We start from the raw sequence: 15,041 nt of genomic DNA on the forward strand, positions 1-15,041 counted from the left end.
CCGACTGGCCTCAGCGCTTTTCTTCCACCTGCCACTTCTTGCCGTCGTAGAAGGCCTTCCAGCCGGTTGGCTTGCCCTCGACCTCGGTCTGTACGTACTGCTCCTTGGTCTTGCGGCTGAAGCGGATCACCGCCGGACGGCCTTCGGAATCCTTCACCGGGGCACTGAGCAGATAATGGTACTTGGGATCGATCTCGTCGCGATGGGGCAGCAACTCGCTGACCAACGGCGCACGGGTCTCGCGATTCTTCGGGAAACCACTGGCGGCCAGGAACAGCCCCGAGGCGCCGTCGCGCAGCACATAGGTGTCGTCGACCTTCTCGCAGCGCAGCTCCGGCATGGGCACCGCGTCCATCTTCGGCGGGGCCGGCTCGCCGTTCTTGAGCAGCTTGCGGGTGTTCTTGCAGGCCGGGTTGGTACAGCCGAAGAACTTGCCGAAACGACCGGTCTTGAGTTGCATCTCGCTGCCGCACTTGTCGCATTCCAGCGAGGGGCCTTCGTAGCCCTTGATGCGGTAGCTGCCCTCTTCGATCTCGTAGCCCGGGCAGTCCGGGTTGTTGCCGCAGACGTGCAACTTGCGGTGCTCGTCGATCAGATAGGCATCCATCGCGGTGCTGCAGATGGGACAGCGGTGTTTGCCGCGCAGGACCAGGGACTCGGATTCGCCCTCGTCGTCCTCGGCGATCTCGTCACCCGGCACCAGGTTGATGGTGGCCTTGCAACGTTCCTTGGGCGGCAGGGCGTAGCCCGAGCAGCCGAGGAAGACGCCGGTGGAGGCGGTGCGGATCATCATCGGCCGGCCGCAGAGCTGGCAGGGAATGTCGGTCAGGGTCGGCTGGTTGGCGCGCATGCCCTTCTCGCCCGCCTCGGCGGTTTCCAGCTTCTGCTTGAAGTCGCCATAGAACTCGTCGAGCAGATTCTTCCAGTCCCGCTCACCCTGGGCGACGTTGTCCAGGTTGCCTTCCATGCTGGCGGTGAAGCCGAAGTCCATCAGGTTGGCGAAGCTTTCGTTGAGTCGATCGGTGACGATGTCGCCCATCTTCTCGGCATAGAAACGGCGATTGTGTACCGTAACGTAGCCACGATCCTGGATGGTGGAAATGATGGCGGCGTAGGTGGACGGCCGGCCGATACCGCGCTTCTCCAGCTCCTTGACCAGGCTGGCTTCGGAGAAGCGCGCCGGTGGCTTGGTGAAGTGCTGGCTCGGGTCGAGCTTGATCAGGCCCAGATCCTCGCCCTGCTTCATCTCGGGCAGGACGTCGTCGTCGCCCGGCTTGCTCTGCTGCGGCAGCACCCGGGTATAACCGTCGAACTTGAGGATACGGCCACGGGCGCGCAGCTCGAAGTCACCCGCCGCTGCGGTCACGGTGGTGGACAGGTATTCGGCCGGTGGCATCTGGCAGGCCAGGAACTGGCGCCAGATCAGCTCGTACAGGCGCTCGGCGTCCCGCTCCATGCCCGACAGGCTGTTGGGCTTGACGTTGACGTCGGACGGCCGGATGGCTTCGTGGGCCTCCTGGGCACCTTCGCGGCTGCCGTAGACGTTGGCCTTCTCCGGCAGGTACTGCTTGCCGAATTCGCTCTCGATGTAGCCGCGAGCCATGGCGATGGCGTCGCCCGACAGGTTGGTCGAGTCGGTACGCATGTAGGTGATATAGCCAGCCTCGTAGAGACGCTGGGCCATCATCATGGTCTTCTTCACGCCGAAGCCGAGGCGATTGCTCGCCGCCTGCTGCAGGGTGGAGGTGATGAAGGGGGCGGAGGGCTTGCTGCTGGTCGGCTTGTCCTCGCGCTTGGCGATGCGATAGGCAGCCTTCTCCAGCTGGGCCAGGGCCGCCTTGGCCTGGGCTTCGTTCAGCGGCTTGAAGGCCTCGCCCTTCTCGCGTACCACCTCGAAGCGCACCTGGGCCTTCTTCGGCGTGGCCAGGTCGGCATGGATTTCCCAGTATTCCTCGGGCACGAAGGCACGGATCTCGCGCTCGCGCTCCACCACCAGCTTGACCGCTACCGACTGCACCCGACCGGCGGACAGGCCACGGGCGATCTTCGACCACAGCAGCGGCGAGACCATGTAGCCGACCACGCGATCAAGAAAGCGGCGTGCCTGCTGGGCGTTGACGCGATTGATGTCCAGCTCGCCGGGCCGGGAGAAGGCCTCCTGGATGGCCTTCTTGGTGATCTCGTTGAAGACCACGCGCTTGTAGCGCGAGTCGTCGCCGCCGATGGCTTCCCGCAGGTGCCAGGCGATGGCCTCCCCTTCGCGGTCCAAGTCGGTTGCGAGATAGACGGTGTCGGCGTCCTTGGCCAGGCGGCGCAGTTCCTCGATCACCTTTTCCTTGCCGGGCAGGATCTCGTAGTGAGCCTTCCAGCCATGCTCGGGATCGACGCCCATGCGGGCGAACAGCTGGCGCCGGGCCTTTTCCTTGGGTGACAGCGCAGGCGCCTCGGAGGCGGTCTTGCGCGTCCTGGCGGCGGGCTCCTTGGCGGTGCCGGCGCCGCTGGTGGGGAGGTCGCGGATGTGGCCGATGCTCGACTTCACCACGTACTGGTTGCCCAGGTACTTGTTGATGGTCTTGGCCTTGGCCGGGGATTCCACGATGACCAGCGATTTACCCATGGGAGAGTCAGATTCCTGCTTGAAAGCGATGAGCGAGCGGAGAGCGAGCGCCGGGACGGCGAATGGAGAACCAGACCGACATCAGTCTGGTGCGCCGGGGGCGGTCGGCCAACGCGGCACCGCTATATATAGTGGCGATGTCGGCAAGGTCAAGGCTGGGTCTTGGCTTCCAGACCCAAGGGATCGGCTTCGACGCTGATCAGCGAGAAGCGCGGCAACTGCTCGCCATCCACCTGGACGCTCTCGCGAAACATGCTCAGGGGCCGGGCCCAGAGCCCATATTCGCCATACAGCGCCTGATAGATGACCAGCTCTTCCTCGGTCTCGGAGTGCCGGGCCACACCCAGCACCCGATACTGCTGACCTTTGTAGTGCCGGTAGAGTCCCGTCTGCAATGCCATGTTCCACCTCGAAAAAAGAAAACCGGGGCAGCCCTGGGGGCGCCCCGGTCGGATGACGCACGCCGCGGATCAGCGCAGGCGTTCGAACACCGTGGTGATGCCCTGGCCGAGACCCACGCACATGGTGGCCAGACCGAAGGTGCCGTCATTCTGTTTCATGACATTTAACAGCGTGCCTGAAATCCGGGCGCCAGAGCAACCGAAGGGGTGACCCAGGGCGATGGCGCCGCCGTGCAGGTTGACCTTCTCGTCCATCTTGTCGAGTACCTTGAGATCCTTCAGCACCGGCAGGGCCTGGGCGGCGAAGGCCTCGTTGAGCTCGATGAAGTCGATGTCGGCGATGGTCAGGCCGGCGCGCTTGAGCGCCTTCTGCGACGCCGGCACCGGACCGTAGCCCATGATCGCCGGATCGACGCCGGCCACCGCCATGGAGCGGATCTTCGCCAGCGGCTGCAGACCCAGGTCCTGGGCGCGTTGGGCCGACATGACCAGCATGCAGGAGGCACCATCGGTGATCTGCGAGGAGGTACCGGCGGTCACGGTGCCGCCCTTGGGGTTGAACGCCGGTTTCAGCGCGGCCAAGCCCTCGACGGTGGTTTCCGGGCGAATGGTCTCGTCGAAATCGAAGACCTTGAGGAAGCCGTTCTCGTCATGACCTTCCAGGGGAATGATCTCTTCCTTGAACTTGCCTTCCTGGGTGGCCTTCCAGGCCAGCTGGTGCGAGCGGTAACCGAACTGGTCCTGGGCCTCGCGGGTGATGCCGTGCATCTTGCCCAGCATCTCGGCGGTCAGGCCCATCATGCCGGACGCCTTGGCGGCGTGCAGCGACAGCTGGGGATTCGGGTCGACGCCGTGCATCATGCCGACGTGGCCCATGTGCTCCACCCCGCCGACGACGAAGACGTCGCCGTTGCCGGTCTGGATCGCCTGGGCGGCGGTGTGCAGGGCGCTCATGGAGGAACCGCACAGGCGGCTCACCGTCTGGGCGCCGCTGGTGTGCGGGATGCGGGTCAGCAGCGAGGCCATGCGGGCGATGTTCCAACCCTGCTCCAGGGTCTGGTTGACGCAGCCCCAGATCACGTCCTCCACCTCGGCCGGATTGACCTGGGGATTGCGGTCGAGGACCGCATCGATCAGCCGCGCGGACAGGGTCTCGGCGCGGGTATTGCGGTGCATGCCGCCCTTGGAACGACCCATGGGTGTGCGGGCGAAGTCGACGATGACGACGTCTCTCGGATTAAGGCTCATCTTGTTCTGGCTCCTGGCTCAACCAAAGAAGCGCTGGCCGGCGGCGGCCATTTCGCGGAGTTTGGGGGTCGGGTGGTACAGCGGCCCGAGGTCGGCATACTTATCGGCCATGGCGACGAATTCGGCCACGCCGAGGCTGTCGATGTAGCGCAGCGCACCACCCCGGAAGGGGGGGAAGCCGATGCCGTAGATCAGGCCCATGTCGGCCTCGGCGGCGCTGTCGACGATGCCGTCTTCCAGGCAGCGCACGGCTTCCAGGCACAGCGGCACCATCATGCGCTCGACGATCTCCTCGTCGGTGAACTCACGCTGTTCGTAGGTGACCGGTGCCAGCACCTCGGCCACGGCCGGATCGGCGACCTTCTTCGGCTTGCCCTTCTTGTCGGTCTCGTAGACATAGAAGCCCTTGCCGTTCTTCTGGCCGAAGCGCTGGGCTTCGTAAAGGGCGTCCACCGCGGTCTTGCGACTTTCCTTCATGCGCTCGGGGAAGCCCTCGGCCATGACGTCGCGAGCGTGGTGGGCGGTATCCATGCCGACCACGTCCATCAGGTAGGCCGGGCCCATGGGCCAGCCGAACTTCTCCATCAGCCGGTCGACGCGCTGGAAATCGGCGCCCTGGGCCAACAGCGCGGCGAAGCCGCCGAAGTAGGGGAAGAGGATGCGATTGACCAGGAAACCGGGGCAGTCGTTGACCACGATGGGGTTCTTGCCCATCTGGCGGGCATAGGCCACGGTGGTGGCGATGGCCTTCTCGCTGGTCTTCTCGCCGCGGATCACTTCGACCAGGGGCATCATGTGCACCGGGTTGAAGAAGTGCATGCCGCAGAAGTTTTCCGGGCGCTTGAGCGCCTGGGCCAGCAGGCTGATGGAGATGGTGGAGGTGTTGGAGGTGAGGATGGCGTCCTCGCGCACCTGGCCTTCCACTTCGGCCAGCACGGCCTGCTTGACCTTGGGATTCTCCACCACGGCCTCGACCACCAGGTCGACGCTCTTGAAGTCGCCATAGGACAGGGTCGGGCGGATACGGTTGAGTGCCTCGGCCATCTTCACCGGCTCCAGGCGGCCCTTCTCGACGCGCTTGTTGAGCAGCTTGCTGGCTTCGCTCAAGCCCAGCTCCAGGGCTTCGTCACGGATGTCCTTCATCAGGATCGGCGTGCCCTTGAGCGCGGACTGGTAGGCGATGCCGCCACCCATGATGCCGGCGCCCAGCACGCTGGTCAGCTTGACCGGCGCGGCCAGCTTCTCCAGTCCCTTGGCCTTGCGCTTGAGCGCCTGGTCGTTGAGGAACAGGCCGACCAGGCTGGCGGAGACCGAGGTCTGGGCCATCTTGGCGAAACCGGCGCCCTCGACTTCCAGGGCCTTGTCGCGGCCATAGTTGGCGGACTTCTGGATGGACTTGATGGCTTCCAGCGGCGCCGGATAGTGCGGGCCGGCCTGGCTGGCGACGAAGCCCTTGGCCGATTCGAAGGCCATCATGGCTTCGATGGCGTTGAGCTGCAGCTTCTCCAGCTTGGGCTTGCGCTTGGCACGGTAGTCCAGCTCGCCGGCGGCGGCGCGGCGGACCAGGTCCAGGGCCGCGTCGAACAGGTGCTCGGGGGCCACCACGGCATCGGCCACGCCGACCTTGAGGGCGGTAGTCGCGTCGTTTTCCTTGCCGGAGGCGATCCACTCGATGGCGTTGTCGCTGCCGATCAGGCGCGGCAGGCGCACGGTGCCGCCCCAGCCCGGGTAGATGCCCAGCTTGACTTCCGGCAGGCCGATGCGGGCCGCAGTGCTCAGCACCCGGTAGTCGGCGGCCAGGGTCATCTCGCAACCGCCACCCAGGGCGATGCCGCCCACGGCGGCCACGGTGGGCACCGGCAGGTCTTCGAAGTCGTTGAAGATGCGGTTGATCTCGGCGATGCCAGCCTGCAGCTCTTCGGTCGGTCGGCTGAACATCTCGACGAATTCGGTGATGTCGGCGCCGACGATGAAGACGTCCTTGCCGCTGGTGACGATGACGCCGCGCAGGCCGGCGTGGGCTTTCAGGGCATCCACGGCCTGGCGGAATTCGCGCAGGGTGATGGCGCTGAACTTGTTGACCGATTCACCTTGGAGGTCGAAGCGAAGTTCGGCGATGCCGTCCTCCACGTCGCGCACCGAAAGGGCTTTGCCTTCGAAAATCATCAGCGGGTCTCCCTTGAGTCCTGGTCGCGAGGCGGGCGGCAGCTTCAGTTGGAAGCCGAGAATCGCCAGCCCCGATATTGTTCTGTGGAGGGCACCGGCAGGCCGGGGCGAAAATTCATACAACCGTTTGAACGGCTCGCACAACCTTCTGGCAAAAGCGTGCGCTTGTCAATTGGGACGCACAGGGAAAGCGTAGTTGGAGGTTCGAGCGGTGGGCGCTTGAGCTTGCCGCGCTTCTGTGCAAGATAGCCGTGGAGCTATCCCCGACTCCTGGAGTCGAAACTACAGGTGGACTGGAGTCTGGCTGAAAAGCCGCCGCGCGAGTGCCGGCGCTTTCCCGCTGAAGCCTGAAGTCCGCGAATCGAGCGTCAGCCACGGTACGGTCTGGCGCCCTATCATGAAGGAGAGAGGTGTATGGCCTACCAACACATATTGGTCGCAGTCGACCTGACCGAGGATTGCCAGCCGGTGATCCGGCGTGCGGTGGCGCTGGGTCAGTGCTGTGGCAGCAAGGTGTCGCTGGTGCACGTGGTCGAGCCCATGGCCATGGCCTTCGGCGGTGACGTGCCCATGGACCTGTCGTCGCTGCAGCAGCAGCAGATCGAACAGGCCCGTGAGCGACTGGACGGTTTCACCACCCAGTATGCGGAGCTGGCCGGCAATTGCGTGCTGGCCTATGGTCAGCCGCGCCAGGAGATCCACCGCATGGCCAAGGAACAGGGCTGCGACCTCATCGTGGTCGGCAGCCATGGTCGTCACGGTCTGGCGCTCTTGCTGGGCTCGACGTCCAACGACCTGCTGCACGGGGCGCCCTGCGATACCCTCGCGGTAGCTCTGAAGAAAGACAAGGCCTAAGAGCCTGTTCAAAGTCTGCTGCGCGTCGGCCAAACGGCGTTGAAAAGACCTTCGGAATGCTCATTTACCATTCGTAAACTCCGCTTCCTCAGATCTTTTCGCCTTGTTTGGCTCTAGCTCGCGAGACTTTGAACGGGCTCCAAGTCCGCAACCGAGCTGGATTACTCCAGCTCGGCCCAGCGCTCGATGAGGCGATCCAGCTCCGCCTGCAGCTCGTCCAGGCGGGCGAGCTTGGCCTGGGTAACCTCGGCCGGCAGCTGATAGAAACCCGGGTCGGCGATGGCGGTCTGCAAGGCTTCCAGCTCGATTTCCGCGGTCTCGATCGCGGCTGGCAGGGCATCCAGTTCACGCTGCTCCTTGTAGCTGAGCTTGCGCTTGGCCGGTGCGGCGGCCGCGGCGACCGGTGCGGGCTCGACCTTGGCGGCCGGTGCCGGCTTGTCTTCACGGGTCTGCACCCCGAGCAGGCGTGGCGAGCCGCCCTGGCGCAACCAATCCTGGTAGCCGCCCACGTATTCCTGAACCCGCCCTTCCCCTTCGAATACCAGGGTGCTGGTCACCACGTTGTCGAGGAAGGCCCGGTCGTGGCTGACCATCAGCACGGTTCCCTCGAAGCTCAGCAGCACCTCTTCGAGCAATTCCAGAGTCTCGACGTCGAGGTCGTTGGTGGGTTCGTCCAGCACCAGCAGGTTGGCCGGCTTGCTGAACAGCTTGGCCAGCAACAGCCGCGCCCGCTCGCCGCCGGACAGCGCCTTGACCGGGGTACGGGCACGCTGGGGGCTGAACAGGAAGTCGCCCAGGTAGCTCAGTACATGGCGATCCTGGCCGTTGATGGTGATGAATTCGCGACCTTCGGCGAGGTTGTCGATCACCGTCTTCTCCGGTTCCAGTTGCAGGCGCAACTGGTCGAAATAGGCGATTTCCAACTTGGTGCCGTACTGGATGGTACCGGCGGTGGGCTGCAGGTCGCCCAGCAGCAGCTTGAGCAGGGTGGTCTTGCCGGAACCGTTGGGGCCGAGCAGGCCGATGCGGTCGCCGCGCTGGATCAGCAGGGTCAGATCGCGGATCAGCGGCTCGCCGCCGGGATGGGCATAGCTCATGTGCTCGGCGAGGATGACCTGCTTGCCGGACTTGTCCGCCGTCTCCAGCAGGAGGTTGGCCTTGCCCTGGCGCTCACGGCGCTCGCTGCGCTCGTTGCGCATGGCCTTGAGGGCGCGGACACGGCCTTCGTTGCGGGTGCGGCGGGCCTTGATGCCCTGGCGAATCCACACCTCTTCCTGGGCCAGGCGCTTGTCGAACAGGGTATTGGCGGTTTCTTCCGCAGCCAGTTGCTGTTCCTTGTGCACCAGGAAGCTGGCGTAGTCGCCCTGCCAATCGATCAGGTTGCCGCGATCCAGTTCGAGGATGCGGGTGGCCAGGGCCTGGAGGAAGGCGCGGTCGTGGGTGATGAACAGCACGGCGCCGGGATAGCCGCGCAGGGCGTCTTCCAGCCAGGCGATGGCGCCGATGTCCAGGTGGTTGGTAGGTTCGTCGAGCAGCAGCAGGTCGGGCTCGGCCACCAGGGCCTGGGCCAGCAGCACGCGCCGCCGCCAGCCGCCGGAGAGCTCGGCCAGGGTCTTGTCGGCCGGCAGTTGCAGTCGGCTCAGGGTGCTTTCCACCAGTTGCTGCAGGCGCCAGCCGTCGCGGGCTTCCAGCTCCTGCTGCACGCGCATGAGCTGGTCCATATCCAGCTCGCCGCTGGTGTCCTGGGTCAGGTGGTGATACTCGGCGAGCAGTTCGCCGACGCCGGCCAGGCCCGCGGCCACCACGTCGAACACCGTGCGGTCGTCGGCTCGCGGCAATTCCTGCGGCAGCTCGCCGATCTTCAGCGCCGGGGCGCGCCAGACTTCGCCGTCATCGGCCTGCTGCTCGCCCTTGACGATGCGCAGCAGGCTGGATTTACCAGTGCCGTTGCGGCCGATGATGCATACCCGCTCGCCCCGCTCGATCTGCCAGGACACCCCGTCCAGCAAGGGGGTGACGCCAAAGGCCAGGGATACGTTGGTGAACTTGAGCAGCGCCATGGGTTTCTCCGCGAAAAAGGCCAGCCAGTCTAGCAGAGACGCCCCCCCAGCGCCGGCCGGCGAAACGTACGCACCACCCGACGGCAGGCGATCCGCGCCGCTTTCGCCGTCTGGCGCCGGCACGTAAGCTAGACTGCCCCGTGACGGGTCGGCCACCTGCCTTGAGCAGTGCGCGCCACCCCCTCCGCATCCAGCTTTTACGGAATTCCCATGCGCGGTCGCCTGTTCGTCATCCTGCCCCTGCTCCTCGCTCCGTTGATCGGCTCCACCACTTCGCAAGCCGCTCCCCTGGAGCAGCAGCGGCAACTCTACGACCAGGCCAAGGCGGCACTGGACCGGGGCGACGCCAGTGTCTACCTGGCCAATCGCGGCGAGCTGCGCACCTATCCGCTGGAGCCCTACCTGGCCTACGACGAGCTGATCAAGCGCGTCCCCGGCGCCAGCGACGCCGAGATCGAGACCTTTCTCACCGAGCACGGCGACCTGCCGCAGTCCAACTGGCTGCGTCTGCGCTGGCTGCGCAGCCTGGCCGACCGCGGCGACTGGAATCGTTTCGAGAAATACTATTCGCCCGACTACAACTTCACCGAGCTGGACTGCCTGCACGGCCAGTACCTGATCGCCCAGGGCGATGCCAGCGAGGGCTTCAAGCTGGCGGAAAAATACTGGCTGGTGGGCAAGGCCCAGCCGACTACCTGCGACGGTCTGTTCCAAGCCTGGGCGGCGCGTGGCCAGCTCACCGAGGAGCGTGTCTGGGAGCGCGCCAAGCTGGCCGCCGACAAGGGCGAGTACGGCCTGGTGCGCACCCTGATGGCCCAGTTGCCGACGCTGTCCGGCCAGGCCCAGCGCCTGATCGAGGTGGCCCAGAAGCCGCAGCAGATCGCCAACGTCCAGGCCTTCGCCCCGGCCAGCGAGAGCCTCGCCGACGTGGTCGGCCTGGGCCTGCGCAAGCTGGCGCGCCAGGACCCGGAACAGGCCATGAGCCTGCTCGACGTCTACAGCCAGCGCATGCCCTTCACCCGTGACGAGAAGGTCGCCATCGCCCGCCAGATCGGCCTGACCCTGGCGAAGAACTTCGATCCGCGCGCCCTGCCGCTGATGGAGCGCTACGACCCCGAGCTACGCGACGACGACGTCAGCGAATGGCGCGCCCGGCTGCTCCTGCGCCTGGGTCGCTGGAGCGATGCCCACGCCCTGATCGAGCGCTTCCCGCCGAGCCTGGCGAAGGCCAATCGCTGGGAATACTGGCGCGCCCGCACCCTGGAGCTGATGCAGCCGCAGAGTCCGGCGGTGCTGCGCGAATACGCCGAGGTCAGTCGCGAGCGGGACTACTATGGCTTCCTCGCCGCCGACCGCAGCAAGGCGCCCTATCAACTCAACAACAAGCCGCTGGTGCTGAGCGAAGCGCTCAAGCGCAAGGTACGCAACACCCCCGGCGTGCAGCGCGCCCTGGAATTCATCGCCCGGGGCGAGCCGATCAATGCCCGCCGCGAGTGGTTCTACGTCAGCCGCCACTTCAACCGCGACGAGCTGGTCGCCCAGGCGCGCCTGGCCTACGACATGCAGTGGTACTTCCCGGCGATCCGCACCATCAGCCTGGCCAAGTACTGGGACGACCTGGACATCCGCTTCCCCATCGCCTATCGGGAAAGCTTCGTGCGCGAGGCCCAGACCCGCGGCCTGCACAGCAGCTGGGTGTTCGCCATCACCCGCCAGGAGAGCGGCTTCATGGCCGATGCCCGCTCCGGGGTGGGCGCCATGGGCCTGATGCAACTGATGCCGGCCACCGCCAGCCATACCGCCAGCAAGTTCGCCATCCCTCTGGCCTCGCCGCAACAGGCACTGACGCCGGAGAAGAACATCCAGCTGGGTACCGCCTACCTGTCCATGGTCCATGCCCAGTTCAACGGCAACCGGGTGCTGGCCTCGGCGGCCTACAACGCCGGTCCCGGCCGGGTGAAGCGCTGGCTGAGCGGCGCGCGCCACCTGGCCTTCGACGTCTGGGTGGAGACCATTCCCTTCGACGAGACCCGGCAGTACGTGCAGAACGTGCTGGCCTATGCGGTGATCTACGGCCAGAAGCTCAACGCACCGCAACCGCTGGTGGACTGGAACGAGCGCTTCTTCGACGAGACCTGAGTGCCGCCAGGCTAGCCCTGATACCAGCCCAGCGGACTCGAAGGCACAACCGAGTCCGCTGCCCAGCCGCACGCCAGGGCCCTTCCAGCGCCCGACCGCCTGATCCCGCCGAGCTTGGTCCCTGGTGCGGGCTGCGCAAAGCAGCGCCACCCCCTATACTGCAGCCCCCTTTTTTCCGCTATTGAACCGGAGAAACCCATGCTCAAGCGTTCGCTGGCCCTGGCAGCAGGCCTGGCCCTGTCCCTGACTTCCCTGCTCTCCCACGCCGCCGACGAACTGCGCGTCTCGGCCATTCCCGACGAGGCGCCCACCGAGCTGATCCGTAAGTTCAAGCCCCTGGGTGAATACCTGGAGCAGCGCCTGGGCATGCCGGTGAAATTCGTGCCGGTCTCCGACTATGCCGGCGTGGTGGAAGCCATGGCCGCGGATCGCCTGGACCTGGCCTGGTTCGGCGGCTTCACCTTCGTCCAGGCCCAGCGCAAGGCGCCGATGATTCCCCTGGTGCAGCGCGAGGAAGATCAGCAGTTCACCAGCAAGTTCATCACCGCCGACCCGGCCGTGCAGACCCTGCAGGACCTCAAGGGCAAGACCTTCGCCTTCGGTTCGGTCTCCTCGACCTCGGGCAGCCTGATGCCGCGCTACTTCCTGCAAGAGGACGGCATCGTCCCCGAGCAGTTCTTCTCGCGGGTGGCCTATTCCGGTGCCCACGACGCTACCGTTGCCTGGGTCGCCGCCGGCAAGGCCGATGCCGGGGTGCTCAACGCCTCGGTGTGGAAGAAGCTGGTCGATGCCGGCAAGGTCGACACCGACAAGGTACGGGTGATCGCCACCACCCCGCCCTACTACGACTACAACTGGACGGTACGCGGCAACCTCGACCCGCAACTGGCGGCCAAGATCAAGCAGGCCTTCCTCGACCTGGACCCGGCCAAGCCGGCGGACAAGGCGATCCTCGACCTGCAGGCGGCCAGCCGCTTCGTGCCGACCTCGCCGGATAACTACAAGGGCATCGAGGCTTCCGCCCTGGCGGCCGGCCTGCTCAAGTGAGTCTCGCCCTCAGGGGCGTGACGCTGGTACACGCCGATGGCTCGCCCGCCCTGGCCGATCTCGACCTGCGCCTGGAGCAGGGCGAGCAGGTCGCCCTGATCGGCCCCTCCGGGGCAGGCAAGACCAGCCTGCTGCGGCTGCTGGCCACCGGGCTGCGGCCGGTCGCCGGGCAACTGGAGCTGCTCGGCGAAGACCCCTGGGCCCTCGGCAACCGGGCGCGGCGCCAGTTGCGCGCCCGCATCGGTCTCATCCACCAGGCACCCCCGCTGCCGGCCCGCCAGAGAGTCATCACCGCGGTGCTCGCCGGGCGGCTCGGCCAGTGGTCGCTGGCGCGCAGCCTGGTCAGCCTGGTGCATCCGCTGGATCGTGCCGGGGCCGCCGCAGCCCTGGCGCCGCTGGACCTGGCTGACCGTCTCTACGCCTCCTGCGATCAACTGTCCGGTGGCCAGTTGCAGCGTATCGGTATCGCCCGGGCGCTCTACCAGCAGCCGCAACTGCTGCTCGCCGACGAACCCGTGTCGGCCATGGACCCGGTGCTGGCCGGTCACACCCTGGAGGTGCTGCGCGACGCCGCGACCCGCCAGGGCACCACCCTGGTCACCAGCCTGCACAACGTCGAACTGGCCCTGCAACGCTTCCCCCGCATCCTCGGCCTGCGCGCCGGGCGGCTACTGTGGGACAAGCCCGCCAGCGCCGTGACGACGGACGATCTCGCCGCGCTCTATGCCAACGAGGGGCTGAACCCCGCCCCGGCGCCCGCTGCGCCGGCCACGGCCGAGACGCTCCTCGACCTGCCGCGATGCTGAATCCGCCCCACCGGGACCCCGCTGCCCGCCCCCGCCTGCTGCTGACCCTGCTGGCCCTGCTGCTGGCCTGGCCGACGCTACACCTGGCGGAATTCGATCTGCTCGGCCTCTTCAGCGGCGACAACGCCCGCACCATGGGCCACTTTCTCGCCGGCTTCTGGCCACCCGCCCATGACGCCGACTTCCTTGCCGTGCTGGGCCGCGCCACCCTGGAAACCCTGGCCATCGCCAGCCTGGGCATGGCCCTGGCCGCGCTGATCGCCCTGCCCGCCGCCCTGCTCGCCACCCGCGCCCTGTCGATCTCCGCGCTGCCCCGCGCCGGTCGCCCGGGACAGCTGCCGCGGGTGCCCCGCGGTCTGGTCCGTGGGGTGCTGATCGTGCTACGCAGCGTGCCGGAGATCGTCTGGGCGCTGCTGTTCGTCCGCGCCGTGGGCCTGGGCCCCACCGCCGGGGTGCTGGCCATCGCCATCACCTACGGCGGCATGCTGGGCAAGGTCTATGCGGAGATCTTCGAATCGGTCGATCCACGCCCGGCGCGCGCCTTGCTGCTGCAGGGCGCCGGTCGTCTGCAGGCCTTCGTCTATGGCGTGTTGCCCAACGCCGCCGGGGAGATGATTTCCTACAGCGTCTATCGCTGGGAGTGCGCCATCCGCGCCTCGGTGGTGATGGGCTTCGTCGGCGCCGGCGGCCTCGGCCAGCAGGTCGACCTGTCGTTGCGCATGTTCGCCGGCGGCGAGGTGGCCAGCCTGTTGCTGACCTTCCTGGTGCTGGTGCTGCTGGCCGATGTGCTCAGTCGCCTGCTGCGCCAGGTGGAGCGCAGCCAGGGCCGTGGCCGCGGAGTGCTGACGATAGCGGCGATGATCGTCGCCCTGCTCGCGTCCACCAACTACCTGGGCACCGCCTTCGGCGAATTGCTGAGCGCCCGTGCTTTGCGCCAGATGGGCAGCTTCCTGGCCGACTTCCTGAAGCCCGATTTCTCCCTCGCCCAACTGACGGCTGTGGTCCGGGGCGCAGTGGAAACCCTGGCGATGTCGGCCCTGGGCACCCTGCTCGCAGGATTGCTGGGGCTGCTGCTGGCGTTGCCGGCCGCCGGTCGTTTCGGCCTGACCGCCCTGGCCCTGGCGCGGCTGTTGCTCAATGCCCTGCGCGCCGTACCCGAGCTGGTCTGGGCAGCGCTGATGGTGCTGGCGGCAGGGCTGGGGCCCAACGCCGGTACCCTGGCCCTGGCCCTGCACACCGCCGGGGTACTCGGCCGGCTGTTCGCCGAAGCCCTGGAAAACACCCCCAAGGCGCCGGCCGAGGCCATCCGCCTGGCTGGCGGCGGCGCGATAGCGGCCTTTCTCTACGGCACCCTGCCGGCAGTCTGGCCGCAATTGCTGGCCTATCTGCTCTATCGCTGGGAAAACAACATCCGCATGGCCAGCATCCTCGGCTTCGTCGGTGCCGGTGGCCTGGGACAACAGCTGTATTTCAGCCTGAGCCTGTTTCAGCAGGCCCAGGCCGCTACCGTGATCCTCGGCATGCTGGTGCTGGTGCTGGGCGTGGATCTGCTGAGCAACTGGGCCCGGCAGCGCTGGGTCGTTCGTTAGAGCCTATTCAAAGGCTGCTGCGCGTCGGCCAAACGGCGTTGAAAAGACCCTGGGTCGCCAGCCCCGCCTAGGCGGCCCCGTCGAAATGCTCATTTACCATTCGTAAACCCGAG

Annotated in this window: 10 protein-coding genes and 1 pseudogene; 6 read left to right on the forward strand and 5 right to left on the reverse strand. The window is 66.5% G+C overall.

The annotated features are described in order from the left end of the window. Positions 1 to 10: 10 nt before the first annotated feature. The 4 genes from topA to fadB all read right to left on the reverse strand — a co-directional run bounded on the left by topA (position 11) and on the right by fadB (position 6,432). Positions 11 to 2,617, reverse strand: a complete 2,607-nt coding sequence (gene topA / locus RND78_RS20085) for a type I DNA topoisomerase (RefSeq protein ID WP_312731633.1) — start codon at positions 2,615 to 2,617, stop codon at positions 11 to 13. 149 nt (positions 2,618 to 2,766) lie between these two features. Then, on the reverse strand, positions 2,767 to 3,018 hold the full coding sequence (locus RND78_RS20090; protein ID WP_312731634.1) for a DUF1653 domain-containing protein: 252 nt from the start codon (positions 3,016 to 3,018) through the stop codon (positions 2,767 to 2,769). Between the two features lie 69 nt (positions 3,019 to 3,087). After that, positions 3,088 to 4,266: an acetyl-CoA C-acyltransferase FadA gene (gene fadA, locus RND78_RS20095; RefSeq protein WP_312731635.1), complete on the reverse strand. Its 1,179-nt coding sequence runs from the start codon at positions 4,264 to 4,266 to the stop codon at positions 3,088 to 3,090. Between the two features lie 18 nt (positions 4,267 to 4,284). Then, positions 4,285 to 6,432: a fatty acid oxidation complex subunit alpha FadB gene (gene fadB / locus RND78_RS20100; RefSeq protein ID WP_312731637.1), complete on the reverse strand. Its 2,148-nt coding sequence runs from the start codon at positions 6,430 to 6,432 to the stop codon at positions 4,285 to 4,287. Positions 6,433 to 6,846: 414 nt separating this feature from the next. Here fadB and RND78_RS20105 point away from each other — a divergent pair, with 414 nt between their 5' ends. Then, positions 6,847 to 7,287: a universal stress protein gene (locus tag RND78_RS20105; protein ID WP_007162381.1), complete on the forward strand. Its 441-nt coding sequence runs from the start codon at positions 6,847 to 6,849 to the stop codon at positions 7,285 to 7,287. A gap of 161 nt (positions 7,288 to 7,448) precedes the next feature. Here the strand turns inward: RND78_RS20105 and RND78_RS20110 are convergent, their stop codons facing one another. Then, a complete protein-coding gene (locus RND78_RS20110; RefSeq protein ID WP_312731639.1) occupies positions 7,449 to 9,347 on the reverse strand; it encodes an ATP-binding cassette domain-containing protein in 1,899 nt (632 codons plus the stop codon). Between the two features lie 210 nt (positions 9,348 to 9,557). On the opposite strand from RND78_RS20110, the gene RND78_RS20115 reads away from it, so the two are divergent. The 5 genes and pseudogenes from RND78_RS20115 (at position 9,558) to phnE (ending at position 14,928) form a co-directional block, all read left to right on the forward strand. Then, the gene (locus RND78_RS20115) at positions 9,558 to 11,486 is read left to right on the forward strand and encodes a transglycosylase SLT domain-containing protein (RefSeq protein WP_312731640.1); all 1,929 of its coding nucleotides are present in this window, start codon (positions 9,558 to 9,560) and stop codon (positions 11,484 to 11,486) included. Positions 11,487 to 11,684: 198 nt separating this feature from the next. After that, positions 11,685 to 12,533: a putative selenate ABC transporter substrate-binding protein gene (locus RND78_RS20120; RefSeq protein WP_312731641.1), complete on the forward strand. Its 849-nt coding sequence runs from the start codon at positions 11,685 to 11,687 to the stop codon at positions 12,531 to 12,533. After that, entirely contained in the window at positions 12,530 to 13,339 is an 810-nt protein-coding gene (locus tag RND78_RS20125) for an ATP-binding cassette domain-containing protein (RefSeq protein WP_312731642.1), read from the forward strand. Before RND78_RS20120 ends, RND78_RS20125 begins: the two co-directional genes overlap by 4 nt. After that, positions 13,333 to 14,145, forward strand: a pseudogene (locus tag RND78_RS20130) (PhnE/PtxC family ABC transporter permease); the annotation flags it as partial. The gene RND78_RS20125 and the pseudogene RND78_RS20130, both read left to right, overlap by 7 nt. Before the next feature lie 33 nt (positions 14,146 to 14,178). Beyond that, positions 14,179 to 14,928: a phosphonate ABC transporter, permease protein PhnE gene (gene phnE, locus RND78_RS20135; RefSeq protein ID WP_312731730.1), complete on the forward strand. Its 750-nt coding sequence runs from the start codon at positions 14,179 to 14,181 to the stop codon at positions 14,926 to 14,928. Positions 14,929 to 15,041 lie beyond the last annotated feature (113 nt).

It is taken from the genome of Pseudomonas oryzihabitans (assembly GCF_032027545.1).
Taxonomy (GTDB): Bacteria; Pseudomonadota; Gammaproteobacteria; order Pseudomonadales; family Pseudomonadaceae; genus Chryseomonas; species Chryseomonas oryzihabitans_F.

Coding starts and splice junctions, on each gene's coding strand:
- topA (WP_312731633.1), bottom strand. CDS start 2,617: ATGGGTAAATCGCTGGTCATCGTGGAATCCCCGGCCAAGGCCAAGACC.
- RND78_RS20110 (WP_312731639.1), bottom strand. CDS start 9,347: ATGGCGCTGCTCAAGTTCACCAACGTATCCCTGGCCTTTGGCGTCACC.
- RND78_RS20105 (WP_007162381.1), top strand. CDS start 6,847: ATGGCCTACCAACACATATTGGTCGCAGTCGACCTGACCGAGGATTGC.
- fadB (WP_312731637.1), bottom strand. CDS start 6,432: ATGATTTTCGAAGGCAAAGCCCTTTCGGTGCGCGACGTGGAGGACGGC.
- RND78_RS20115 (WP_312731640.1), top strand. CDS start 9,558: ATGCGCGGTCGCCTGTTCGTCATCCTGCCCCTGCTCCTCGCTCCGTTG.
- fadA (WP_312731635.1), bottom strand. CDS start 4,266: ATGAGCCTTAATCCGAGAGACGTCGTCATCGTCGACTTCGCCCGCACA.
- RND78_RS20090 (WP_312731634.1), bottom strand. CDS start 3,018: ATGGCATTGCAGACGGGACTCTACCGGCACTACAAAGGTCAGCAGTAT.
- RND78_RS20120 (WP_312731641.1), top strand. CDS start 11,685: ATGCTCAAGCGTTCGCTGGCCCTGGCAGCAGGCCTGGCCCTGTCCCTG.